The sequence below is a fragment of the uncultured Rossellomorea sp. genome (assembly GCF_947488365.1).
GTDB lineage: Bacteria > Bacillota > Bacilli > Bacillales > Bacillaceae_B > Rossellomorea.
Genome location: NZ_CANKZT010000004.1, coordinates 412,045 through 436,560, shown reverse-complemented (window position 1 = coordinate 436,560; position 24,516 = coordinate 412,045). Strand labels below are relative to the sequence as shown.

At 41.7% G+C, this 24,516-nt stretch carries 28 protein-coding genes; 14 read left to right on the top strand and 14 right to left on the bottom strand.

Going from position 1 to position 24,516, the window contains the following annotated elements; genetic code table 11:
• Nucleotides 1-4 precede the first annotated feature (4 nt).
• On the top strand, nt 5-1,852 hold the full coding sequence (locus Q1B03_RS16650) for a transglycosylase domain-containing protein (RefSeq protein ID WP_299743807.1): 1,848 nt from the start codon (nt 5-7) through the stop codon (nt 1,850-1,852).
• Between the two features lie 39 nt (nt 1,853-1,891).
• Here the strand turns inward: Q1B03_RS16650 and Q1B03_RS16645 are convergent, their stop codons facing one another.
• Both Q1B03_RS16645 and Q1B03_RS16640 read right to left on the bottom strand, forming a co-directional pair.
• Nucleotides 1,892-2,467 carry a DUF5366 family protein gene (locus Q1B03_RS16645; RefSeq protein WP_299743804.1) on the bottom strand — a complete coding sequence of 192 codons (576 nt, stop codon included), beginning with the start codon at nt 2,465-2,467 and terminating at the stop codon, nt 1,892-1,894.
• Between the two features lie 166 nt (nt 2,468-2,633).
• Nucleotides 2,634-2,897, bottom strand: coding sequence for a hypothetical protein (locus tag Q1B03_RS16640; protein ID WP_299743802.1), 264 nt, complete (start codon nt 2,895-2,897; stop codon nt 2,634-2,636).
• A 302-nt stretch (nt 2,898-3,199) separates the two neighbouring features.
• Between Q1B03_RS16640 and Q1B03_RS16635 the strand changes: the two genes are divergently transcribed.
• From Q1B03_RS16635 to mnhG, 7 genes are read left to right on the top strand one after another with little or no spacing between them, the layout of a single operon-like run.
• Entirely contained in the window at nt 3,200-5,605 is a 2,406-nt protein-coding gene (locus Q1B03_RS16635) for a Na+/H+ antiporter subunit A (protein ID WP_299743799.1), read from the top strand.
• The gene (locus tag Q1B03_RS16630) at nt 5,602-6,030 is read left to right on the top strand and encodes a Na(+)/H(+) antiporter subunit B (RefSeq protein WP_299743796.1); all 429 of its coding nucleotides are present in this window, start codon (nt 5,602-5,604) and stop codon (nt 6,028-6,030) included. The genes Q1B03_RS16635 and Q1B03_RS16630 overlap by 4 nt, the downstream gene beginning before the upstream one ends.
• Complete coding sequence (locus Q1B03_RS16625; protein ID WP_044338125.1) at nt 6,030-6,371, top strand: Na(+)/H(+) antiporter subunit C; 342 nt, start codon at nt 6,030-6,032, stop codon at nt 6,369-6,371. The genes Q1B03_RS16630 and Q1B03_RS16625 overlap by 1 nt, the downstream gene beginning before the upstream one ends.
• Nucleotides 6,364-7,845, top strand: coding sequence for a Na+/H+ antiporter subunit D (locus Q1B03_RS16620; RefSeq protein WP_299743791.1), 1,482 nt, complete (start codon nt 6,364-6,366; stop codon nt 7,843-7,845). The genes Q1B03_RS16625 and Q1B03_RS16620 overlap by 8 nt, the downstream gene beginning before the upstream one ends.
• 6 nt (nt 7,846-7,851) lie before the next feature.
• On the top strand, nt 7,852-8,328 hold the full coding sequence (locus Q1B03_RS16615) for a Na+/H+ antiporter subunit E (RefSeq protein WP_299743789.1): 477 nt from the start codon (nt 7,852-7,854) through the stop codon (nt 8,326-8,328).
• Nucleotides 8,328-8,612, top strand: a complete 285-nt coding sequence (locus Q1B03_RS16610; RefSeq protein ID WP_299743786.1) for a Na(+)/H(+) antiporter subunit F1 — start codon at nt 8,328-8,330, stop codon at nt 8,610-8,612. The genes Q1B03_RS16615 and Q1B03_RS16610 overlap by 1 nt, the downstream gene beginning before the upstream one ends.
• Nucleotides 8,596-8,958, top strand: a complete 363-nt coding sequence (gene mnhG / locus Q1B03_RS16605) for a monovalent cation/H(+) antiporter subunit G (RefSeq protein ID WP_299743783.1) — start codon at nt 8,596-8,598, stop codon at nt 8,956-8,958. Before Q1B03_RS16610 ends, mnhG begins: the two co-directional genes overlap by 17 nt.
• A 58-nt stretch (nt 8,959-9,016) precedes the next feature.
• On the opposite strand, the gene Q1B03_RS16600 is transcribed toward mnhG, so the two are convergent.
• Together Q1B03_RS16600 and Q1B03_RS16595 are read right to left on the bottom strand one after the other, a co-directional pair.
• Nucleotides 9,017-9,385: a DUF2188 domain-containing protein gene (locus Q1B03_RS16600; protein WP_299743782.1), complete on the bottom strand. Its 369-nt coding sequence runs from the start codon at nt 9,383-9,385 to the stop codon at nt 9,017-9,019.
• 84 nt (nt 9,386-9,469) lie between these two features.
• The gene (locus Q1B03_RS16595) at nt 9,470-9,853 is read right to left on the bottom strand and encodes a PaaI family thioesterase (protein WP_299743779.1); all 384 of its coding nucleotides are present in this window, start codon (nt 9,851-9,853) and stop codon (nt 9,470-9,472) included.
• Nucleotides 9,854-10,028: 175 nt separating this feature from the next.
• On the opposite strand from Q1B03_RS16595, the gene Q1B03_RS16590 reads away from it, so the two are divergent.
• Nucleotides 10,029-10,409, top strand: coding sequence for a hypothetical protein (locus Q1B03_RS16590; protein ID WP_299743776.1), 381 nt, complete (start codon nt 10,029-10,031; stop codon nt 10,407-10,409).
• Nucleotides 10,410-10,484: 75 nt separating this feature from the next.
• Here the strand turns inward: Q1B03_RS16590 and Q1B03_RS16585 are convergent, their stop codons facing one another.
• Both Q1B03_RS16585 and Q1B03_RS16580 read right to left on the bottom strand, forming a co-directional pair.
• A complete protein-coding gene (locus tag Q1B03_RS16585; protein ID WP_299743774.1) occupies nt 10,485-11,801 on the bottom strand; it encodes a Na+/H+ antiporter family protein in 1,317 nt (438 codons plus the stop codon).
• 502 nt (nt 11,802-12,303) lie between these two features.
• On the bottom strand, nt 12,304-13,809 hold the full coding sequence (locus Q1B03_RS16580) for a leucyl aminopeptidase (RefSeq protein WP_299743771.1): 1,506 nt from the start codon (nt 13,807-13,809) through the stop codon (nt 12,304-12,306).
• A gap of 157 nt (nt 13,810-13,966) precedes the next feature.
• Here Q1B03_RS16580 and Q1B03_RS16575 point away from each other — a divergent pair, with 157 nt between their 5' ends.
• Together Q1B03_RS16575 and Q1B03_RS16570 are read left to right on the top strand one after the other, a co-directional pair.
• Nucleotides 13,967-14,446: a divergent PAP2 family protein gene (locus tag Q1B03_RS16575; protein ID WP_149157587.1), complete on the top strand. Its 480-nt coding sequence runs from the start codon at nt 13,967-13,969 to the stop codon at nt 14,444-14,446.
• A gap of 10 nt (nt 14,447-14,456) precedes the next feature.
• The gene (locus Q1B03_RS16570) at nt 14,457-15,245 is read left to right on the top strand and encodes a cobalamin-binding protein (RefSeq protein ID WP_299743766.1); all 789 of its coding nucleotides are present in this window, start codon (nt 14,457-14,459) and stop codon (nt 15,243-15,245) included.
• Nucleotides 15,246-15,287: 42 nt separating this feature from the next.
• On the opposite strand, the gene Q1B03_RS16565 is transcribed toward Q1B03_RS16570, so the two are convergent.
• From Q1B03_RS16565 to Q1B03_RS16545, 5 genes are all read right to left on the bottom strand, one after another.
• Nucleotides 15,288-15,992, bottom strand: coding sequence for a 3D domain-containing protein (locus tag Q1B03_RS16565; RefSeq protein ID WP_299743763.1), 705 nt, complete (start codon nt 15,990-15,992; stop codon nt 15,288-15,290).
• Nucleotides 15,993-16,268: 276 nt separating this feature from the next.
• Nucleotides 16,269-16,586: a YuiB family protein gene (locus Q1B03_RS16560; protein WP_299743760.1), complete on the bottom strand. Its 318-nt coding sequence runs from the start codon at nt 16,584-16,586 to the stop codon at nt 16,269-16,271.
• A gap of 211 nt (nt 16,587-16,797) precedes the next feature.
• Nucleotides 16,798-16,923 carry a YuiA family protein gene (locus Q1B03_RS16555; protein ID WP_172655674.1) on the bottom strand — a complete coding sequence of 42 codons (126 nt, stop codon included), beginning with the start codon at nt 16,921-16,923 and terminating at the stop codon, nt 16,798-16,800.
• Between the two features lie 158 nt (nt 16,924-17,081).
• The gene (locus tag Q1B03_RS16550; RefSeq protein WP_299743757.1) at nt 17,082-17,579 is read right to left on the bottom strand and encodes an NUDIX domain-containing protein; all 498 of its coding nucleotides are present in this window, start codon (nt 17,577-17,579) and stop codon (nt 17,082-17,084) included.
• A 65-nt stretch (nt 17,580-17,644) separates the two neighbouring features.
• A complete protein-coding gene (locus tag Q1B03_RS16545) occupies nt 17,645-18,862 on the bottom strand; it encodes an NAD(P)/FAD-dependent oxidoreductase (protein ID WP_299744027.1) in 1,218 nt (405 codons plus the stop codon).
• Between the two features lie 792 nt (nt 18,863-19,654).
• Between Q1B03_RS16545 and Q1B03_RS16540 the strand changes: the two genes are divergently transcribed.
• Together Q1B03_RS16540 and Q1B03_RS16535 are read left to right on the top strand one after the other, a co-directional pair.
• Nucleotides 19,655-20,653 carry an NAD(P)/FAD-dependent oxidoreductase gene (locus tag Q1B03_RS16540; RefSeq protein WP_299743754.1) on the top strand — a complete coding sequence of 333 codons (999 nt, stop codon included), beginning with the start codon at nt 19,655-19,657 and terminating at the stop codon, nt 20,651-20,653.
• 262 nt (nt 20,654-20,915) lie between these two features.
• Nucleotides 20,916-21,560: an SDR family oxidoreductase gene (locus tag Q1B03_RS16535; RefSeq protein ID WP_299743751.1), complete on the top strand. Its 645-nt coding sequence runs from the start codon at nt 20,916-20,918 to the stop codon at nt 21,558-21,560.
• 50 nt (nt 21,561-21,610) lie between these two features.
• On the opposite strand, the gene Q1B03_RS16530 is transcribed toward Q1B03_RS16535, so the two are convergent.
• Both Q1B03_RS16530 and Q1B03_RS16525 read right to left on the bottom strand, forming a co-directional pair.
• Nucleotides 21,611-21,973, bottom strand: a complete 363-nt coding sequence (locus tag Q1B03_RS16530; protein ID WP_299743748.1) for an iron-sulfur cluster assembly accessory protein — start codon at nt 21,971-21,973, stop codon at nt 21,611-21,613.
• Nucleotides 21,974-22,170: 197 nt separating this feature from the next.
• Nucleotides 22,171-22,407 carry a YuzB family protein gene (locus Q1B03_RS16525; RefSeq protein ID WP_258549604.1) on the bottom strand — a complete coding sequence of 79 codons (237 nt, stop codon included), beginning with the start codon at nt 22,405-22,407 and terminating at the stop codon, nt 22,171-22,173.
• 331 nt (nt 22,408-22,738) lie between these two features.
• On the opposite strand from Q1B03_RS16525, the gene Q1B03_RS16520 reads away from it, so the two are divergent.
• Nucleotides 22,739-23,806, top strand: coding sequence for an NAD(P)/FAD-dependent oxidoreductase (locus tag Q1B03_RS16520; RefSeq protein ID WP_299743745.1), 1,068 nt, complete (start codon nt 22,739-22,741; stop codon nt 23,804-23,806).
• A 103-nt stretch (nt 23,807-23,909) separates the two neighbouring features.
• Here Q1B03_RS16520 and Q1B03_RS16515 read toward each other — a convergent pair whose 3' ends face one another.
• Nucleotides 23,910-24,236: a YuzD family protein gene (locus Q1B03_RS16515; protein WP_299743742.1), complete on the bottom strand. Its 327-nt coding sequence runs from the start codon at nt 24,234-24,236 to the stop codon at nt 23,910-23,912.
• Nucleotides 24,237-24,516 lie beyond the last annotated feature (280 nt).

Genomic DNA, 24,516 nt, shown 5'->3' with positions numbered 1-24,516 from the left:
AGAAATGAGAGTTTTCGCAGGTTATATAACGGTTATTAGTTTTATGCTCATATTTTTTACCACATTATTTTTTACGACGGATGAATTAAACAAAGTACAAAGCTTTCAAAAGGAACTGGAACTCGCTGTAAGTGTAGATACCATAGACCTGAATCGGACGAGCTTACTCCTCGACCAAAACGGGCATGTCTTTTCAGAGGTGAACCGTCCCTATCGTTTATATGTTTCGGATGAACAGATTCCTCCCTTTATGGAGGAAATTCTAGTCGCGTCAGAGGATCAGAACTTTTATGAACACGTTGGATTTGATGCCGGAGCGATTCTTCGGGCTGTTGTGAAAAATTTAGTGTTTACCCACATTCAACAGGGTGGGAGCACGATTACACAGCAGCTCGCAAGAAATTTATATCTAGGTCAGGAAAAAACGTACAATCGTAAATTGACCGAGTTATTTTATGCCCATGAAATTGAAAAATCATTATCAAAAGATGAAATTTTAGAGCTTTATCTGAATGTCATTTACTTCAGTAATGGTGTTTATGGGATTGAAACTGCGTCACAGTACTACTTTCAGAAGAGTGTAACGGAACTCAATCAGGCAGAGATGGCGTTCATTGCATCGATTCCCAATAACCCGGGAAAATATGATCCCATCGATCATTTCGATCAAACGAAAGTTCGTCAGGAGCGCCTCCTGGATATTCTAGTGGCTACGTCCAAGCTTTCTAAAGAACAGGCGGAAAAACTAAAAAAAGTTCCGATTAGCTTAAACGTTCGTAAGAAAAAAGACTTATACCCTGACTACGCTTTTTACGTTGAAAACGAATTAAAAGAACTGATCTCCATGCACGAGGGGTACAAATTGGAATTAGAAAATGCAGAATCTCCTGAAGAAAAGGAAAGGATCGCTCAGAAGCTTGAGGAACGTTTTCAGGAAGTGATTTCCTCAGGTGTCCGGATTCAAACTGCTTTAAATCCAGCTCTTCAACAAAAAAGTGTTCAAGCCTTAAATGATAATTTACAGAAAGAGCTACAGGGAGCCACTATCACCATCGACAACAAGACAAGGAACATTGTGGCCTTGTCCGGCGGCAGGGAGTATCAGAAATACAATTTTCATCATGCATTTCAAGCCTTCAGGCAACCAGGATCAGCGATAAAACCACTTCTTGTATATGGGCCATATATTGAGAAATACCAGGCTTCCATTACAGATAAAGTGAATGCGAACCGGTACTGCATCGGTGATTATTGCCCTATAAACTATGGAGGGGTTCAGCCTGGTAACGTGACGTTAAAACAATCGCTGGCGCAATCCTATAACAGTTCGGCACTTCGATTGCTGGAAAGAGTCGGAATAGAGGAAGCCTTTAAATCCCTATCTGCTTTTTCATTTAAAAAGGTCTCAAACGAGGACAAAACGTTTGCTTCATCGGTTGGAGGATTCACTTATGGAATGAGCCCTTTGGAATTAACCGATGCCTATACATCTTTTATTGATGGGAATTACCAGGAGAGTCATGCCATTATTCACGTGAAAGACAATAACGGTAAGATTCTTTATAAATGGAAGAATGATCAGAAGAAGGTATGGTCCGCAGATACAACATCCAAAATAAGAAAAATGCTGGGCGAAGCAGCTACTTCGGGAACCGGAAGGACAGCTTACGTTTCAAAACCTTATGTGGGAATCAAAACCGGAACCACCAATAACTATCATGACTACTGGGTGATGGGATTAACAGACACCTTCACTACTGGAGTATGGGTCGGGCACGACATCCCCCGGAACATGAGTCAGATCGAGCAACAGCGGCCAAGTCATAAGATTTGGAAAAGAATCATGGAATAACAAAAGAGTCTTCAGCATGTGCCGAAGACTCTTTTGTTACTAAAATTTCACCTTCGACATCACTGGCAAACTCGCCATCACCCCGTTGTATAATTTCAAAAAAACAAAGAATATCGTTAAGAATAAGGATGACCACGAGAACACCTGTAAACTGACGACTCCGATGATTCCCATTTTCGAGAGGGATGGACTTATTTTATAAACAAAATAAATAAAATACACGATGGAGCTTAAAGTAAATATGATCAAAAGTCCCAGGAAGGATTTCAGACTCAGGACAGACACGAGGCCACCGATAAAGTAAATCATCGAGCCTGTTCGAACGCGGTTATACAATAAACCATTCGAATCCATGGAGAAAAACAGCATGGATACACCATTGATCGTCTCCGCTATCAGCTTCAAGGCAGCAAACACCATAAAAAAAGCAACCATTAACAAAATCAAAATGGCGAGCTTTAATTGCATATCCGATAAAAACTCCCTCATTCCGGGATAGACACCAATTTTCTTGAAGATGTCTACAAACACTTCCACACCATATACGGAAAACGTAAGGCTAAATAATAATATAGAAAAAAGAGGCAAGTAACTTGTTAAGTATGTATTTTTCAATCAAAACTCTCCCATAACGATTCTTCAACCACTCTCATCATAATCGTTTATGAGTATCTTGAAAAGGGTATAGAAACAGAAGGAACAATGACTATATACCTATCATTCATTTCGTGAAAATGACAAAAAGACTGCCCCTTCCATTCATTGCAGAAAGGACAGAACCTTATTGTTGGGTCTCAGGGCCAGAATGCGGCACGACTCGAATATATTCCCGCGATCCAAATGGTTGTCTTTGAGGAATGGGATCTCTCGTTACTTCTTCTTCCACTTCTTCTGTTTCACCATATTGAACCGGCCTGATATTCATACTGGTAGGGTCTTCAATTTCAATGATTCCTCTATTAAACCGATCTTGTGATTCAATTAACCACGCAAAGCCAAAAAAAGTAAAGAATATGGTCGTAACCGCTACAGTTTTCTTTTTCATAACTTCACCACCTTATGGATAGGATTCTCCAATTAGACCGAAACTATTCTTGAGCTCGAGTAATTCAGAAAAAATCTAACAATTTTTCAGGTGTATTTTCCGTCTGTCTTCATATTTAATACTTCATGAACAATCTGATACGAACGGAATCCTCAGTAATGCAAGCATTTATTTTTTACGTTATAATGCTCTTTGAGGTTCAGCTTCGGTCGAGGTTTTTGAAAGAAGATGCTTGTTTAAAAACTGGAAAGACATTAGACCATGCTTTAGAATAAATGAATTTTACATGAGGGGGGTTTTATATGACTTTGTTACATTGGGCTATTGTATCGCCTTTTTTATTTGCCATACTCATTCCATTCCTTTATAAGGCATTTCGGAATGTACATACCGGTTGGTTCGTATTACTGCTGCCAGTCGCTTTATTTACTTACTTTTTTCAATTCATCTCCATTACCAAAAATGGAGACACCGTCAAGGAAACCTTGGAGTGGATGCCCTCCTTCGGGATCAACTTCATCGCCTATGTTGACGGCCTTGGATTACTTTTCTCCCTTCTCATCACAGGGATTGGTTCACTGGTTGTCCTGTACTCGATTTATTACTTAGATAAGAAGAAAGAACAACTACATAACTTTTATGTGTATCTAATGATGTTTATGGGAGCGATGTTGGGAGTTGTCCTTTCTGATAACCTAATCGTTCTTTATATGTTCTGGGAGTTCACTTCCATCTCCTCATTCTTATTAATCGGTTACTGGTATCATCGTGAACGTTCGAGATACGGTGCTCAGAAATCCATGCTCATTACCGTATTTGGTGGACTGAGCATGCTAGGAGGATTTTTACTTCTCTATCTTATGGGTGGGACCTTCAGCATCAGGGAATTAGTCATGCAAGCAGATCAGCTCATGACTGAAGCACTGTTCCTTCCAGCATTATTGCTTGTCCTATTAGGCGCATTCACGAAGTCCGCTCAATTCCCGTTCCACATTTGGTTACCTGATGCCATGGAGGCACCGACACCGGTCAGTGCTTACCTGCACTCTGCCACAATGGTCAAAGCCGGTATTTATCTTGTTGCCCGCATGAGCCCGGTATTTGCAGAATCAAGTGTATGGCTGTGGCTTGTGGGCGGATTCGGTATTTTTACACTATTCTGGGGTTCCTTTAATGCGGTGAAACAAACGGATCTTAAAGGAATACTTGCATTTTCAACCGTCAGTCAACTTGGTCTTATCATGTCTTTATTGGGAGTCGGAGCAGCGGCTCTTCACTATAGTCAATTGGAAGATAATATTTATATGGTGGCTACCCTTGCAGCCGTCTTCCATTTAATTAACCATGCGACCTTTAAGGGAAGCTTGTTCATGGTTGTCGGTATCATTGACCATGAAACAGGCACGAGGGATATTCGTAAGCTTGGTGGGTTGATGAACTTTATGCCGATCACTTTCACCATTGCGATTATCGGAGCCTTCTCCATGGCTGGACTTCCTCCATTTAATGGATTCTTAAGTAAAGAGATGTTCTTTACAGGAATGGTAAGGGTCCTTGAAATGGATATTTTCAACTTGGATACACTGGGCATGATTTTCCCAATCCTTGCTTGGGTAGGCAGTGTGTTCACATTTATTTACAGCATGATTCTTGTGTTTAAAACCTTCACAGGTGAACACCAACCGGAGAAACTTGAAAAGAAGCCACATGAAGCTCCACTTGGAATGTTGATTCCACCAATCATTTTGGCTTCACTTGTGATTATTTTTGGTTTCTTTCCAAATATCCTGTCAGAACGAATCATCGCTCCGGCAGTGGCTGCCATTACTCCCAGCCTGATTCAGGAAGGACATGCTGTCGAAACTCATATTTCATTCTGGCATGGATTTACGCCTGAACTGTTTATGACGTTCGGGGTCATTCTATTTGGAATCCTGTTATATCTCCTCCTTCCAAAATGGAGAAAAGTGTACTCATGGATCCCTGATCGTTTCACATTGAATTCATTTTATGATGGTGGATTAATCGGAACCGAACGCGGAGCTTACAACTTTACAAAAGGTTATATGACAGGTTTTATCCGTACGTATCTTGTATATATATTCTCCTTCTTAATTGCCGTATTACTGTTTAGTTTGTGGTTTAAAGGAGCATTTGCGATCAATACGGATGATTTGGCTCCGATTGGAGTCTATGAGGTGGCCATAGCGCTTTTACTTATTATCAGCTCGGTTACCATCTTGTTTGCAAAGTCTCGATTAACGTCCATCATTTCGCTGGGGGCTGCCGGATATACGGTTTCTTTATTCTTTGTATTATTCCGCGCTCCGGACCTTGCTCTTACACAGCTTGTAATCGAGACCGTGTCCGTTGCTCTATTCTTACTTTGCTTCTATCACCTGCCTCCATTAAGCAGGCATGAAGAACGAATGAGCTTTAAACTTGGTAATGCGTTGATTTCCATTGGAGTCGGCGTGGTCGTTACCTTATTTGCGATTTCTGCTTACAGCACAAAGCTTTATGACTCAATTTCAAGCTATTACATCGAGAATGTGTATGAAGAAGCCGGCGGTAAGAACATGGTCAACGTCATACTCGTTGACTTCCGTGGATTTGATACATTATTTGAAATTTGTGTGTTGGCGATAGCCGCACTTGGTATTTTCTCCATGATTAAATTGCGTCTGACAAGGGGGAAAGAAGGATGAAAACAAAAACGAATGACGTCATTTTACAAACCGTAACGAACGTTGTCGCATTCATCATTATCCTGTTTTCTCTGAGACTTTTCTTCGCCGGGCACTACACCCCGGGTGGAGGCTTTATTGGAGGCTTGATGACTTCGGCTGCGATTGTGTTACTGTTGTTGGCGTATGATATCAAAACAGTAGCTACTATCCTGCCAGTGGATTATAAAATCATTACTGCGATTGGTTTACTTCTGGCTGTGGCGACTTCTGCGGGGGCACTTCTGTTTGATGTTCCTTTCCTGACTCATGCGTACGATTATTTCCATCTTCCATTGTTAGGAAAGACATCCCTGCATACAGCCGTTTTATTTGATACAGGAGTGTATCTGGTTGTGATCGGTGTCACAATGACCATTATTCAAACGATTGGGGTGAGCGAATAATGGAAATATTAATGGCCATTGTTGTCGGAATTCTTATTACCATCGCCGTGTACTTAATGTTATCCAAAAGCTTGCTCCGAATCATTATCGGGACGGCATTGTTGAGTCACGGTGCACATCTTTTACTTCTTTCCATTAGTGGTCTAAAAGGAGGAGCTGCACCTCTTCTTGGAGAACACGCAAAATCTTATGTCGATCCGTTACCACAAGCATTGATTTTAACAGCGATTGTTATTAGCTTTGGAGTGACAGCTTTCTTCCTTGTTCTTGCTTATCGGGCATATCAAGAGCTTGGAACGGATAATATGGATCAGATGAGAGGTAACGAAGGAAATGACTAACTTATTAATACTACCCATTTTAATCCCGTTATTTACGGCGATTATCTTAATGTTTATCAGCAAATATGTGAAACTACAACGCGGGATTTCAAGCCTATCGACTCTGGCTACCATTGCAGCATCCCTTGTACTCATCAACACCATCTACAATGATGGAATACAAACGATTAACTTAGGAAGCTGGGTGGCTCCTTTTGGGATTACACTCGTTTCTGACATGCTCTCTGCTTTACTGGTGACGACGACAAGCATCATCACATTGGTTGTGCTACTTTACTCCTTCAAGTCGATAGGAGCCGACAGAGAACGATTCTACTACTACCCTGTTGTTCAGTTCCTATTGGTGGGAGTGAACGGGGCATTTACAACCGGGGATATCTTTAACCTCTTCGTCTTTTTCGAAGTAATGCTGATGAGTTCGTATGTTCTGCTCGTTCTTGGCGGGACAAAGGCTCAGTTGCGTGAAGGAATTAAATACATCCTTGTCAATGTCATCTCCTCTGCTTTATTCGTTATTGCCGTGGCGTATTTGTATTCCGTAGTTGGGACACTGAATATGGCAGATATTTCGAGAAAGATTGCTGATGTGAATCAGCCGGGAATTCTTACAGCGATCGCCATCATGTTTCTCTTAGTCTTCGGACTTAAGGGTGCGATCTTCCCTCTTTACTTTTGGTTACCAGGCTCATACTACGCTCCACCAACACCGGTGCTTGCTTTATTCGGAGCCTTGCTTACAAAGGTAGGGGTTTATTCGATTTTACGAACGTACACATTATTCTTCTACCATGATATCGGGTATACACATGAAATCCTGAGCATGTTAGCCATCCTGACAATCGTGCTTGGCTGTATCGGCGCCATCGCGTATTGGGATGTTAAGAAAATCATTATCTACAACATCATCATTGCAGTTGGTGTGATATTGTTCGGGGTGTCGACCATGAACCCTGAAGCATTAGAAGGAGCTATTTACTATCTAGTTCACGACATGTTCATTAAAGCCGCCCTCTTCCTTCTTGTCGGGGTGATGATCGCGATAACGGGAACGACTAACCTTAAGAAGATGGGAGGTCTCATCAAGGAGTACCCGTGGCTCGGCTGGACATTCCTGGTCGCTGCATTCTCCTTGGCAGGTATCCCTCCTTTGAGTGGATTTATTGGAAAACTATTAATTCTAAGAGGAAGCTTTGCTGCAGAAGCCTATGTAGGTGCAGGAGTGGTTCTGGCATCAAGTCTCTTAGTACTGTATTCTGTTATTAAAATCTTCCTGAACGGTATATGGGGTAACCCGAAAGAATACAAAGGAGTTTCAAAAGGACACGCTCGTTACTTATGGATGACCTCAGCGATACTCGTCGTGTTAGCTGTATGTTACGGCTTTGGTGCCGAAGCGATCCGTCCTTTATTCTCACAAGCAGCGGAAGTACTGGTGAATCCGAATCTCTATATAGACGCAGTGTTAAAGGAGTAATGTAGAATGGCTTTTCAAATTTTATTAAACTTTTTCATGGCCTTTGTCTGGATGTTTCTTTCGGTATCCTTTACTTCTCAGTCATTCATAATTGGCTATTTGCTAGGATTGCTTGTGATTTTTGCATTCAGAAGGTTTTTCAGCTCACGGTTTTATTTATTGCGCGTGACTGCCGTGATCAACTTATTGTTCTTGTTCTTAAAAGAACTTATCCTTGCTAACATCTCGGTCTTAAAAACGATTCTAAGACCCAAGCTTGATTTCCAACCGGGAATCTTTGCTTTACCGACTGATTTAAAAACAGATTGGGAGATTACCCTATTAGCTAATCTCATTACCTTAACACCCGGGACCCTCGTGATGGATGTATCGTATGATAATAAGATCCTTTATGTCCATGCCATCGATATCCCGGATGTGGATCAAGCCATTGATGAGATAAAAAATTCCTTTGAAAAAGCCATTATGGAGGTGAGCCGCTAATGTTACACACGATTTTTCAAATCACACTGCTATGCGTCTCCCTATCCATGCTGGGACTTGTATACAGGGTTGTGAAAGGGCCAACCACTCCCGACCGTGTGGTAGCCCTGGATGCAATCGGTATTAATCTGATTGCCATCATCGCCCTCGTATCCATTATGCTCGATACTTACGCCTTTCTGGAAGTTATTCTCCTTCTTGGGATTCTGGCTTTCTTAGGAACCGTTGCCTTTTCAAAGTTCTTAGAGAAAGGGGAGATCATCGAACGTGAGCGAGATCATTAGATTTTTCATCGGATTCTTTTTAGTAGTAGGAGGGTTTCTCAGCCTGGTCACTGCCTTTGGTTTGCTGAGGCTCCCGGATGTATATACGAGAAATCATGCGGCTTCTAAAAGTGCGACACTGGGCGTGATGTCGATTCTTTTGGCAACATTCCTTTACTTTTATTTGGAGCATGGACACTTTAATTCGAGACTGATTCTGACAATCGTCTTCATCTTTGTGACGGCACCGGTTGCTGGACACCTCATCTCAAGAGCTGCTTATAATTCCGGGGTTAAGCTCTGGGACAAAAGTGTTCGGGATGACCTGAAAAATAAAAAAGAATACGATCGTCAAAACAATCAGTAAGCAGCATACAAAAAGGCTTGACCCCACGAGGATCTCCTCGGTTGGTCAAGCCTTTTTCTTATCGTTGATACAAGTGATCCTCTACACTTCCATCCTGTTTGTGTACAACAAGCGTGCCGGAATGATCCGTCACATAGTCCTTTGCCTTTGACAATAGCTTATCCTTTGTCTCTTCTACCAGGATGGCACGTTGTCCGTCTGCTTTCTTTAATTGCCAGCCGTCATCATGTGGGGTGACATGATATTCCGTTTTATCCGAAGCGTTCCCTTCTTCAGATTTATGGGCCTGGTCAGTGGCAATCGCAATCGCTCTTCCTTCCTCATACCCTTCATCGAGAAGAGCATTGGCAATCTCAATGGCTTTGTGTCGAACGTCCGCAGGCAGGTTTTTCAGTGAATCCGGATAATCATTTTTTGTCCAACTCATTAAATATTGCCTCCTATTTAAATGGTTAGTAATTGATTTCCCATTTATTCACTTTTTAAACGTATGGATATGTAAGAATTCAGTTTAGCGTTTTGGAACAACTGCCATCGTACATCTTGAAACACAGATCAATTGATCGTCCTCATCCGTGATCTTAATCTCCCAAACCATTGTGGTTCTCCCTTGGTGCATCACCGTTCCTGTCGCAGTGACAAGACCTTCACGCTTTGCTTTAATATGATTGGCGTTGATCTCCAAACCGAAGCAAATCTCCTTATCCAGATCAATTAATTGCACCGCCCCGACACTCGCAACCGTTTCTGCAAGTGCCACTGATGCTCCTCCATGGAGGAACCCGAATGGCTGTCTCGTGTTTTCATTTACGGGCATCGTCGCAATTACTTTTCCTTTTCCCAGTTCGACAAACTCAATTCCTAACGCGCTGATTAATGTATTTTCCATGTTCATGTGAATCACCTCATAATATTTTCTTCTCTATTATCTGTTCTATAGTGGCTGTGAAAATCCTTTATTTTGCCTCAAAGGGCTTGCACTCTCTCCCCATCCACCTTTTGTTTCATGAATAATTCCCTCTTCATTTTCATACATATCCTTAGAGCATTCCTAAGAAAGGGGTTATGTTATGTATCGGTACCATCCTTTTTATCCGCCCACTCAACGCCCCTATCCTCCTATTTATTCAAGGGCACAGCCTTCTTACAACCGCAACTATCCCCCTGTTGAAACCAAAACATTTATGTCATCAGCGGGTAAAACCCTGAGCCTGATGGATGACGCCCAAAAGGTACTGCGCAGAATTAACAGTTCTAAAGATTTTTCATCGAAGTTTATGAATGCTGCACAGCAATCAAACCTCCCTGAAGTTCATAAACTACTTCAAACCATCGGCACAAGAGTACAACCCGTAGTCTCATTTAATCCTGACGGTGTGCGTTTAGTCTTCGATGAGAAGCTTGGCCAGGTGGATTGCTGTCATTTGATCGTAATTGTTCGGTGGATGTAGGGAAGGCATAATTATCGACGATGGTTACCTATTCAATAAAAAAAAGCAAGGGAACACATCCCTTGCTTTTTCCATTTATAAAATGATTGCTGCAATCCAACCGAACAGGATCAGTGGAATATTGTAATGTAAGAATGTTGGTACACAAGTATCCCAAATATGATTATGCTGTCCATCTGCATTTAATCCTGCTGTCGGTCCAAGCGTACTGTCTGATGCCGGAGAACCAGCGTCACCAAGTGCACCTGCTGTTCCTACAATCGCGATCGTTGCGAGAGGGCTGAATCCAAGCTCCATGGCAAGTGGTACGAAAATGGCTGCAATGATCGGAATCGTAGCAAATGAAGATCCAATTCCCATTGTCACTAGAAGCCCTACAATCAACATGATAAGAGCAGCTAATGCCTGGTTTCCGCCGATTACGTCAGCAGTCGCTTCAACCAATGTTTCGACATCGCCTGTGGCTTTTACCACTTCAGCAAAACCTGATGCAGTAATCATCACAAAGCCAATGAACGCCATCATTTTCATACCTTCATTCAGTAACCCGTCTGCCTCTTTCCATTTAACTGATCCAGAAATATAAAGAACAGCAATACCGGCTAATGCACCAAAGATCATTGATTCCAGCTGAAGCTGAACGTATAAAGCGACAACGATGGAAACAAGGGCGAAAATCATCGCTCTTTTATTATAAACGACCTTCTCTTCAGCGATCACTTCTTCTGCTTCATTGTAGTCCCTTGGTTTACGGTAGCTCACAAATACGGCGATGAGTAACCCGATCACCATGCCCCCTACTGGAAGAAGCATCGCTTTTGGAATATCACCTAATGCAATCTCCATGCCGCTTGTACCCATGTTTTGTGCAATAATCTCATGGAACTGCAAGCCAAATCCTACTGGTAAAAGAATATAGGGAGCCGTTAATCCAAACGTAATCACGGATGCAATTAAACGTCTGTCTATACGTAACTCTGTCATCACCTTTAATAAAGGTGGAATCAAAATAGGAATAAAGGCAATGTGAATCGGAATTACATTCTGTGAAAAACAAGCCATAATTAAAATAGATAAAACAATAAGTGCTTTCGAAAGGGCTGTTTTTCTAGAATCGCCTTTTTTCCCAACAACCTTCAGTACCCAGTCAACAAGCAGATTCGGGATTCCCGTGTAGGAAATCGCCACTGCGAATCCACCCAGTAATGCATAACTTAACGCGATATTTGCCCCGCCGCTGATTCCATCAGAAAATACGGCAATCGTCTTGTCTAATCCCAATCCACCAGTCAATCCTCCGACTAACGCACCAGTAATCAGAGCGAATACAACATTCACACGTACCAAGCTTAGTACAAGCATGACAAGAACCGCTATAACAACTGCGTTCATAACTACTTCCTCCTCAAAATTCTCCATACAACGATATATCGTTTTCCTTTAGTTCACTAAATTGGTAGAGTAATAAAATCACGATTTCAACTTTAACAAGATAAAGAGAGTTTGTCAACACTTTAGCAGGGTGAAAGATGGCATGGGGGATTTTTCAGGAAAACGGTAGGTTCATGTGGACTGTTGGGTCTGGTTGGGTCTTAGTGATTCCGGGTGAGTTGAATTAATTCCCATTAAATGTTAATCGGCTGGATTCTGGTCGAAAACGGCTGGATTTTCTACCTTTTCGGCCGGATTTTGAAGAAAAGTGGCTGGATTTTCCCCTATTTCGGCCGGATTTTAAAGCAAAACGGCTGGATTAGCTGCTATCCTAAACCGGATCCCGGTTTCATCCACAAATTAAGCTATCCTATACATTACAAATAAGGAATTCCAACAAAAAAAGCCTTCTTTCAGTGCTGGAATGCTCATGCACTGAAAAAAGACTCTTCGATCCATCACATTATTTCTCTAAAGGCACAAAACGCTCAACTAATAGTGCAAGCGTCCTTGCCATTACACCCGTTCCACCAGCAGGCCCCAGTTCATAACTGCCTTTGGTGGTAGCCGTACCGGCGATATCAAGGTGCACCCAAGGTAGACCTTCAGCGAACTCTCCGACAAATGCGCCACCCATGATGGCGTGACCAGCCCGTCCTGGTGAATTGTTCAAGTCGGCAATATCACTGCCACGAACACGTTTCTTATCGTTTTCCGTATATGGAAGCTGCCAAATGTATTCGCCCGATTCACCTGACGCTTCCAGCACTTGCTCGAAGAAAGCTTCATTATTCGTGAGAGCACCTGTTTTGTCTTCACCCAGAGCAATGATGACTCCCCCTGTTAAGGTTGCAACGTCCACTAAATAATTTGCCCCTTGATGCTTTGCATAGGTCATACCGTCAGCAAGCGCAAGACGGCCCTCAGCGTCTGTATTCAATACTTCAATGGTTTTACCGCTCATAGAGGTAATCACATCGTCAGGCTTGAATGCAGAGCCGCTCACCATATTGTCTGTTGAAGGAATGACGGCAACGACGTTCTGTTCCGGTTTGATTTCACCGATGATTTCCATGGCACCAAGAACTGCAGCAGCTCCTCCCATATCGGCTTTCATTCCGACGATTCCATCTTTAGGCTTAATCGAGTAACCGCCTGTATCAAAGGTGATTCCTTTTCCGACTAAACCGATGACATCCTTCCATTCATCTTTTCCGCTGTATTTAAGAACAATCATTTTCGGTGGTTCGACGGATCCCTGATTTACTGCGAGCAGTGCGCCCATTCCCAGATGCTCCATCTCTTCTTTATCTAAAATCTCAACTTCAAAGTTGTATCGCTCAGCTAATTCAAGGGCGTATTCTGCTAATTTCGTCGAGGTTAATAGATTACCGGGGGTGTTCACCAGCGTACGGGCTGAATTGACTCCGTTACCAAAGGCAGAGCCGATATGTAAAGCCATCTCTACTTCCTTAGAATCTGAGCTTGTAAAGAACTCGATCGACTCTACCTGTACCTCTGGTCGATTTGATTTCTTCTTGTATCCGTGGAATTCATATGTAGACATCGTAAAGGCTTCTGTAAAGGCATGAGCTGCATCTGTTGCTGTCATTTCTTCAGAAACAAATGTATCCAATGCTACTGAAAAAGAAGACATTTTCATCTCTTTTAAAGCCTTTGATGCTACGCCTAACGATTCTTTTAAAGAATCAAACGTAAGCTCTTTTTGTTTTCCAAGACCTACAAATAATAACCGCTTCGTTTCCAGTTTTCCAAATGTATGTATTTTTGACACTTTCTTTGCTTCCGAAGAAATGTCTCCGTCTTTTACAAGTTGCGTAAGATAGCCTTCAAACGTGCGATCAAGTTCTTTCAGCTCTCTTTCGAATGTTGGCTGATTGTAAACCCCAACGACCAGGCACTCTTGATTTGCCGTTCTTACTTCATTTTGATTAATCGAAAATTTCATTTTAACCGACACCTCCGCTCTCTATTATAGCGAAGATGTCCCATTATTTCGACTTTCTACCAAACCAATCCACAAAGTTAATTCAGTGGTTAATAGGGTATGATATAATGAGAACATTATTTTTATTCAAACAATTGAAAGGGTGGCATTTAACAGCATGGAAGTATTTTTTAATTTTCCATTATGGGCATCTTTATTTTCGATTTTTTTTGCTCAGTTTGTAAAGGTTCCCATACAGTTTATCGCTACGAGGGAATTAAATTGGTCATTGATTACCTCAACAGGCGGGATGCCGAGTTCCCATTCAGCGGCCGTAACGGCATTATCTACTGGAGTGGCCCTGGAAGTGGGCGTGGATTCACCAATCTTCGCTGTATCCGCCATGTTTGCCATCATCACGATGTTCGACGCAACGGGTGTCAGAAGGCAGGCAGGAGAACAAGCGATTGTTCTGAATCGGTTGATGGTGGATTTCCAGAGGTTTATGTCAGAAGCAAAAGGCTGGCAGAACAAGCCTGAACAAGAAAAGCGCAAGGAGCTAAAAGAATTACTCGGTCACAAACCCATTGAAGTGTTCTTTGGGGGACTTTCGGGGATCATTCTAACCCTTCTGCTTCATTATTTCTTTTATGCTTAGGAGTGTCACGATGAGAATTGTTTCAATCTGCCCCAGTAATACAGAAATAATCGATTATCTTGGATTAACACCGAATCTTGTAGGAGTGGATGATTACTCCGATTATCCTAAAGAGGTCGAGTCCCTTCCCCGGCTTGGACCGGATCTCTCTATTAACATGGATAAGGTAGAGTCCTTGAAACCTGATTTGGTGTTTTCTTCATTAAGTGTACCCGGTATGGAAAAAAACATAGAAGAACTGGAAAAGCGGAACATCCCCCACATCACGTTAAATCCTCAGAGCTTCTCTGACATAGCCGAAGACCTTTTAACGGTTGGGAAAGCTTGTGGAATCGAAGAACATGCCATGAGCCGACAACAAGAATTTTTGCAGACCGTAAAACGCTTAAAAATGATCAGTTCCGGGGTTCAAAATCCACCATCTCTATACTGGGAATGGTGGCCAAAGCCCGTTTTTACCCCTGGTAAGATCAACTGGTTAACCGAGTTGAGCGAGATGATCGGTGCTCGAAATCTATTTGATGATGTGGATCTGGCGAGTGTTCAAACGGATTGGGACGATGTACTGAAACGTGATCCAGACTATATCTGTCTTGCCTGGGTCGGCGTTCAGCAGAAACGGGTTAATCCCGAAATCGTGAAGAAGCGCCCTGGTTGGAACGAAATGAAGGCTATTCAAAATGACCGGATTTTCGTTCTGGAAGAAGCTCTCTATTGCAGGCCATCACCCCTTCTGTTGAAAGGTGCTGTCAAGCTTGCTAGAGTTCTTCATCCTGAATTGTATAAAGAGGTCCAGTGATGATAAAAAGCTCGCAGTTCAAATTGAACTGCGAGCTCTATTCTATTCTTCTTTTGGTGATAATATCTGCTGTCTAAACACTTGCATGGATTTATTTTCATTAAGATCCACTAATTGCTGTTCAGATAACTCACCTGAACCCATCTGGATTACATATACATCCAGCGTCTGTTTACCCCATTCATTATACACATCGTCCACTGTCTCGTAATAGAGGTCCAGTCTATTCCCCTTAATAGCGCTCCCTTTATCGGCTACTACCCCATATCCATAATGGGGGATAAAAAGAATGGTACCAATAGGATAAACGGAAAGATCGGCTGCAATCGTAGAATATAAATCACGTTTCACTTTCACTCCAGAGTATGTAATTCCATAGAGGGGATGCCCAGGGTTTTTCCCGGTCGATTCAATCCCGGCTGTATAGCCTGTCGCTACAACCTTATGCTTCGTATACTGATCCCAATCAACCGACTCTTCCAACGTCCTCGGTTCAACAGGTGTACTCGCAGAAATCTGAGTCTCAAAACCTGCCAGCCTCTTAAGAAATTTAAATGACAATCCTAAACGATTTGTCTGATGCTCTTTATAATTCAAACCGGTTTGATCATGGTCACTCTTGTCCATCAACCAGGTTTTAAAGGTTTCGGCCTCTACTCCCGAAACTGATTGAAACGTAGTACCCAGTGCCAGGACAAATAAACTGGCCATAACGAATCTCTTCATCCATGTATTAAACAAATTCATGTATTCACTCCTCCCACCATTATTACTTCCCAACCAGGAGGGGATATATGCATAAATTGAGAAAAAAATCGAATAGTTTCAATATTTGGAAATTATTAGGGTGGTAGTTTCGAGAGTCCCTTATAGAGGAATTTCAACGCCCATATGCGGCCATATGCGACTTTACAGGGGCTGACGATGATATTTCCTACTTCAACTAGTATGTACAATTTTTATAAAAAGTCATAATAAAAAACCGTTCAACTCGAGAAAGATGTCTCGGTTAAACGGATGCGGTTAAAACATGCGATATCCTTTTGCTCTTAAAATCCTCATCACGACTCCTGCCAGAATCGCTCCTGCCAATCCACTTCCCAAAATCACAAGATCGGCTACAGCCAAGTGGCTGATTTTCGTACCTAACTCAGAAAACGACCCGCCTGCATTTCGAAAATAATCTATAAAACGAACATCGTCTACGATAAAAATAACAACAATTGGATAAATGATAGCCATAATCCACGTCATACGCAATAACATATTTAACAAAAAACCTATTCCGAAAAATAGAACAAAAAATAAAAGCATCGAAATAATCATTACATGTATAGGCATTGTACCGTTTACACCTCCATAAACACTAAATAATAGTGTACCCCGAGTGAAATGAAAGCGTCAATATTTTCAAGGAAGTTTTGTGGCTTATTCACAAAATAAACTTATTTATCATGCAGACATAAAAAACAGACCCAATGTCAGTATTCATACTTCATAAACGAAGTATCAACCTTCATTAGGCCTGCTTTTGCCATCTAACTTTTAGAGCTTATTTTTGCTTCCCGCTGCCTCCGCAGCACGGACACGTTTCAGAACCACCTAATACTAACTGAAAGTATCCTTTTCCTGAACAGTAAAGACAGTATTTTGTTTTAGTACTTGCAGTAGCTCTCATCATTCCCTCTCCCTTTTCTTTAATTTCTTAATTTTCTGATAATATATCATCTATCCAGAATAAAGAAAAGGGACATTAGAAGGGATGTACCTCTAAGAAAGCGAATACATTTATGTTTTTCTTTCATTATCTCTTTTTTTCTTAAAGTTTACAGAATTTTATAAAAATAATTTGTATTGAGTGTATCCGAACTGATTTCCTGGGTTTATCCCTTCAATCGGATTTAACTTATGTTGGAATGTCATTGCTTTTATCATCTCATGCACCATCACGGATGTTTTATCATCCTCTAATAATTCTTGAGGCGACTTCCACCCAACATCCCACAATTCTTTTTCTTCGATAAGGATAGAAGAAGTTTTCTTATTTTCCAACAGAAAGATCACCATGTTGTCACTAATGTCATTCTGGATGACTCCTGATCTTACTCCGATGATTCCTTTGACCGACGTTTGTAAACCTGTTTCCTCTCTCACTTCTCTAATGACCGCTTCGTCTACTGTTTCTCCTGCATTGACGAAGCCTGCTGGTAAAGACCACATACCTTTTAATCCGCTGTATTTCTTTTTCACCACAAGCCATTTACCACTTTCATCAATGACCAGTCCGGCAACCGCCAGCCAAACTTTCCCTCTTTTCACTGCAAACACCCCCATCAACATCTCCCCATAACAAAAAGCAGAGTGGAAACCACCCTGCTTTTCACTATATGATTTAAGAATTAAAAGAACTTGAACTTTCCTTTTTTGAAGACAAGTGATGGCCCACCAACCATGTAAAGAGCGCGGTTGTCGACTACTTTCTTCATGAAGGAAGCTTTTGTCCCAGTGATTTTCTTACCGTAAACGACACCGATTGCATCGTCTTCACCCAGTGAACATACTGTTCCTTTAATGTCTGGAGTGAATTCTTCCATATGATCTTTCCCGTGTAGTAAAGAAGCAATGTTACGGGCACATACTTCCCCTTGTTGCATCGCAATTTGTGCAGTCGGAGGGTACGGACGCTCTGTCTCTTCATTGATCATTAGTGAACAGTCACCGATGATGAAGATGTTATCATGACCTGGAGCGCGAAGATCTTTGTTGATTTTCACACGGGCACGCATATTTTCAATTCCCGCTCTTTCGATGATGGAGTTACCGCGTACACCTGCAGCCCATACGATCGTACCAGCCTTGATTTCTTCTACTTCATCTTCACCTTTAGCGATTAATACGCTGTCCGCTGTCGCTTGTTTAAGTGGAGTTCCGATGTGGAATTCTACACCTTTTTTCTCAAGCTTGGCACGAGCATACTTCACTAGCTCAGGATCGAATCCAGGAAGGATCATTGGTGCAGCTTCCACGCACACAATACGTACTTTCTTACGATCGATATCATATTCGTGACAAAGTTCAGGTACACGGTTTCCTAATTCACCTAAGAATTCGATACCAGTGAAGCCTGCTCCACCTACAACGATTGTAAGGCGGTCATCGTTTTTCTCTTCTTCGTTTTTATACGTAGCAAATTGTAATTCGATATGCTCACGGATTTGACGGGCAGAGTTGATGTTCGAAATCATGAAAGCATGCTCATGAAGACCCTGGATACCGAAAGTCTCAGATTCTGCACCTAATGCAACGACCAGGTAATCGAATTCTACTTCACCGTCACTTGTGATGACTTTCTTTTCTTCTACTTTAATATCTTCAACAGTAGCTTGTAAGAAGTTTACTTTGCTTGTATTGACAACATCTTTAATGTTGTAACGTACACGATCATGATGAAGTGTACCTGCAGAAGCTTCGTGTAACCAAGTGGTTTCGTAGTGATAATCATTTTTATTAACTAAAATAATTTCTGCTTCATTTGTACCTAATTGCTTTTGAAGACGAGTTACCGTCATTAATCCACCATAACCTGCACCTAATACAACGATTCTTGGCTTTCTCAACTGAATCACATCCACCTTTTTTGATAAATTTGCTTTGGATACTCTTAGAGTCCTCCACATCATGCTTTTTTATCCCGTTCAATCTGATGCTATTACCTTTTTCCCTATAGGAAAGAAACTGAAACAAATCAAACGAGAAGTTTTCCTTCAATTAAGAGGAAAGGATTGTATAAAAAATAAATAAAAACGATAAACAAGAAAGTATGTGACGTATTTCACGAACTACTACATACTTATGCGAGAATTGTCATAAATTCTTAACATTATGCCTACATTACATAATATTCTTTTTACCATGCATTTTCAAGATATATATAGGAAATTGAAAACTTAAGAATATTCCGAAAAGCGAAGGCGGCTTGCTCAGAGGCGACAAGCATAAGGTACCTGCCGGAAAGGCGTTCTTTGCCTTTTTGGCAGGTTTGACTTATGACCTCGAGCCTCTAGCTGCCGGAGCTGGACAACTCGAAAAGCGGAGGCGGCTTGCTCAGGCCCGACAAGCATAAGACGAGAACGCCGGAAAGGCGCCCTTTGCCTTTTTGGCGTTCTTGGCTTATGACCTCGAGGGACTAGCCGCCGGAGCTGGACATCACCGAAAAGCGGAGGCGGCTCTAGTCCTGGAGCTGGACAACCCGAAAACGGATGATCATTTATCTCCCCCAAAAGTCTGAAACTCCACTCCTCAAAAAGACTGATTATTCCCAATTATAATTTCAATTATTGTGAAGAATCGATCGCTCTATGATAGAATAAATTAAAGTGAAATACATCTTAATTGTTGGAGGGATCTAGTTGAAGGAAGATCAAAAAGTGTATGATATTACGATCATAGGCGGCGGTCCTACTGGATTGTTTACGGCGTTCTATGGCGGCATGAGAAAAGCATCAGTTAAGATTATTGAAAGTTTACCACAACTCGGGGGCCAGCTGGCTACTCTATATCCTGAGAAATACATATATGATGTTGCCGGTTTTCCTAAAGTGAAAGCCCAGGATCTTGTCAATAATTTAAAAGAGCAGATGGCAAAGTTTGAGACGACGATCTGTTTGGAGCAAGCTGTGGAAGGTGTAGAAAAACAGGCTGATGGCATGTTTAAGCTCACAACCGATAAAGAGATTCATTTTTCCAGAACGATCATCATCACAGCAGGGAACGGTGCTTTCCAGCCTCGACGCCTGGAACTAGAGCATGCGTCTGAATTTGAAGGTAAGAATCTTCATTACTTTGTTGATAACCTGGAACATTTTAGAGGCAAGAAAGTTGTCATTTGTGGTGGTGGTGATTCTGCCGTTGACTGGGCGCTTATGCTTGAGCCGATTGCAGAAAAAGTCTACCTCGTCCACAGAAGAGATAAATTCAGGGCACATGAGCATAGTGTGGAAAACCTGCACAATTCTACGGTTGAACTTAAGACACCTTATGTCCCTTCAGAACTGGTTGTGGATGATAACAAAATCAATCAATTGATTTTAGAAGAAACTAAGGGTGATGAGAAGGAAATTATTGATCTTGATGAGTTAATCGTAAACTTTGGATTTGTTTCTTCTCTTGGTCCGATTAAGGACTGGGGCCTTGAGATTGAAAAGAATTCGATCGTTGTCAACTCAAGAATGGAAACGAATATTCCAGGTATATACGCAGCAGGTGATATTAGTACGTACGACGGTAAAGTGAAGCTTATTGCAAGCGGATTTGGTGAGGCACCGACAGCTGTTAACAATGCCAAAGCATATATGGACCCTAAGGCAAGAGTCCAACCGATGCACAGTACATCCATGTTTACAGATTAAAGACTATTATTAGGGAGGTTTTAGGATATGTATTCCTAAGCCTCTTTTTCATTTGGAGGAGACAACACCCAAAGGAAAACAGCAAAAAGATGGCAGCTCTTATGAAACGGAATATCCAATCGAAGAAGCAACGTGACCTGATATGCATCAAACATCCACGTATACGAGTGATTTCCATCATCACCCATTGATTTGTTTATTTTAGCAATGAATGGGTAGACCAATAATAAGACAAAAACTTAGATAAAGGATGATGGAGAGAATGAATGTATTAGTTATTGGAGCAAATGGTCACACTGGCCGTCACATAGTGAAAGAACTTTCAAATAGCAGTCAGCATTTCGTGAGAGCCATGATTCGAAAAACAGAACAAGCGAAGGATATGGAAGATTTAGGGGCAAGACCGATTGTTGCAGACCTGGAGCAGGACTTTTCATACGCTCTTGAGAATGTAAATGCCGTTATATTTGCAGCTGGTAGTGGCGGATCGACCGGTGACGATAAAACTCTTGCCATTGACCAGGAGGGTGCAAAAAAAGCGGTGGATTATGCGAAGAAGATGGGAATTGAGCGTTTTGTGATGCTTAGCTCAATGGGTGCCGATAACCCGTCAAGCGGCCCGGATGAATTGCAATTCTACTTAAAAGCAAAAGGTGCAGCGGATTCCCACTTGAAGGAAAGCGGCCTAAACTACACGATCGTCCGCCCTGGCTCCCTTTCATTTGATGATGCAACTGGAAAAATTGAAGCAGCCACTTCCATTGAAGACAAAAGCAGAGACATTTCCCGTGAAGATGTCGCGAAAGTACTTGTCGACGCCTTGACAATCGAAGAAACCAATCACAAAGTATTCGAGATCTTAAGCGGTGACACACCTGTCGAAGAAGCGTTAAAGAATATTCATTGATACTTGAAAAGGGACGGACCTCCACTTTGGAGGTCCGTCCCTTTTAATCATTAGCAGTTCTCCGGCGTACCCTTATTCGTCGCCGTCACGAATGATGATCCGCATCCGCATGAAGCGATGGCGTTCGGATTGTCGATGGTGAACCCGCCGCCCATCATGGACTGCTTGTAATCTATTTTAGTACCGTTCAAGATAGCAGCATCATTTTTAGCTACAACAAGCTTTATTCCATGTTGTTCCAGTGTTGTATCTCCATCTTGAAGCTCATGTTCAAATCCCATACCGTAAGAAAGGCCGCTGCAGCCTCCCCCTTTTACCGCTACTCGCAACATGGCATCTGTTTCGTCATGTTCCTTCATCATATCTTTAATCTGAAGGGCAGCGGCTTCTGTTAGAATGACAACTTCACTCATTTACTACACCCCCAACCTTTTCATTTCTTACTACTTAGTATACTCCTTTCTATTTTACTACTCAACCAAAGGAGCTTTGGTGAATGAATGTAAGAAAACTTTTTATTGGGCTCTTTTGATCATGTTTGTTGCTACTTTAGAGGAAAAAGAATTCAATAAGACAAAAAAAATAAGCCAGTCACAAGACCAGCTTTTCTTTAGAACATCGGATTATCTTCCAGGAACTGATAGATATGATCCACCAGTTCTTCAGGTGTGTCCCCTGTTACGACTTCACCATTGACGAGAGCATAAAAGGATTGTGCGCATTTTCCGCAGTAACCCAGGCATCCGTACTCAATGACATCAAGGTTGGGGTCCCTTTCTAATATCTCAAGCGCTTTTTGCGCACCACTAGCAAGATTGCTTATACAAAATTCTATAATAGGTTTCAATTCTATCACCTCACTACTCTTTGTTATGCTACCTTTTTTTATCAATATCGTCAATCATTTGAGTTCCATGTAATGGTATAACAGATTGTGAACATTTTCGCTTATTTCTGTTGTGAAAACGCCACTATTTCGATATACTTTTAATGTTAATAGGTTTATTAATGTGATAATTGCTCGAATTATGCTTCATATTGAAAATGCTTACTTTTTCAGGACCCGTTTTAACGTGAATGTCCTTTGAATCCTGTCCCATACAACTATAGGGATATAAATCATATACAAACACACTATTTCAACAATAATGTAGAGTGCAAAAAAGGGGAAATTTTTCATGAAACAATTAGTGCTGCTTGGTGGAGGATACGGTAATATGCGAGTTCTTCTTCGCTTATTACCCAACCAATTACCTGAAGATGTATCGATTACCCTGATTGACCGAAATCCTTACCACTGTCTTAAAACTGAATACTACGCATTAGCTGCTGGTACGATTTCAGATCAACATGTACGCGTATCATTCCCGGAACATGCCCGTTTATCCTATGTGTACGGAGATATTTCCGGAGTGGACATGGAAAACAAACTCGTAAATATGAAAGATCAAGATCCAGTTCCTTATGACGACCTTGTGATTGGACTCGGTTGTGAGGATAAATATCATAATGTTCCCGGTGCTGACGAACATACTTACTCCATTCAAACAATTGAAAAATCCCGTAAAACATACCAAACCTTATGTAATCTTCCAGCTGGTTCGATCGTAGGAATTGTTGGAGCCGGCTTAAGCGGGATCGAGCTTGCGAGTGAGCTTCGTGAAAGCCGTTCTGATTTGAAAATTAAGCTATTCGATCGTGGTCCGCGTATTCTTAATGCCTTCCCTGAACGGTTAAGTTCTTATGTTCACAGTTGGTTCGACGAGAATGATGTAGACATCGTCAACGGCTCGAACATCACAAAAGTGGAACCAAACACCCTTCATAACCATGAAGAACAAATTTTTTGCGATGCCATCGTATGGACAGCAGGAATTCAACCAAGCAAAGTCGTCCGAGATATGGATGTTGAAAAAGATGCAAGCGGTCGCGTTATTCTGACAAAGTATCATAACCTGCCTCAGGATGAGAATGTTTACGTGGTTGGTGACTGCGCAAGCCTTCCTCAAGCTCCAAGTGCCCAGCTTGCTGAGGGACAAGCGGAACAAATCGTGACAGTCTTACTTAAACGTTGGAAGAATGAACCGCTGCCGGCAGAATTACCTAAGATTAAGCTAAAAGGAATTCTCGGCTCACTCGGAAAGAAACATGGTTTCGGTCTGGTAAACGAGCGCTCCATCACAGGTCGCGTCGCTCGATTGTTGAAATCCGGTGTGTTATGGATGTATAAATATCATAATGGATGATGGAAAAAAAGAACCGCAATGTGCGGTTCTTTTTTAGGTACAGCTTTATTTCTTTCATTAAAAAGGACTCTCCCAATAAGGACAGCCCTAATACCCCAATCAATCAAACCGCTTTATACCCAAATTTCTCAAGCTCAGAATAGATCGTCTTTAAGCGGGGATTCCCTTCTCCGATAATATTCCCTTCTAACAGAACAATCGGATAAAACATATCCTCTTCGATCACTCTTGAAGCAAACTGCTTAACGAATTCATCTTCAGGAGGATTGTGGATATCAACATATTTAATCACGAATGGCTGGTTTGGATACTTACGACTAACAGCAGCCTCAAGCCATTCGTACGTTTCTTTCGATGATGGTAAGTTTACACAGCTTGGACACAGTATTTCTGCCCCATACACGTAAAGTTCAACAGGTTTTCTCTCCATGTCACTCTCTCCCCTTTGTTTCCCTCTCTTGTTTATTTTACAAAAAAAACAGCCGGGTTGGAACGATTATATGTAAATTCTGTACTGGGCATTGCATTTTGAAAATTTCTTATGCAATGTGAAGTTTGGCGAGATTCAAAATGCATGAAAATTAGTGGCACAGAGTGTAGCGGAAAGGAACGGTCCATAATATTACACCACAATTCATTAAAAAACCATTTCCAAAAAAGAAATTCCCAATAGTTTGCAGGTTGATAGATTTTTTGTGAATATGTCATTA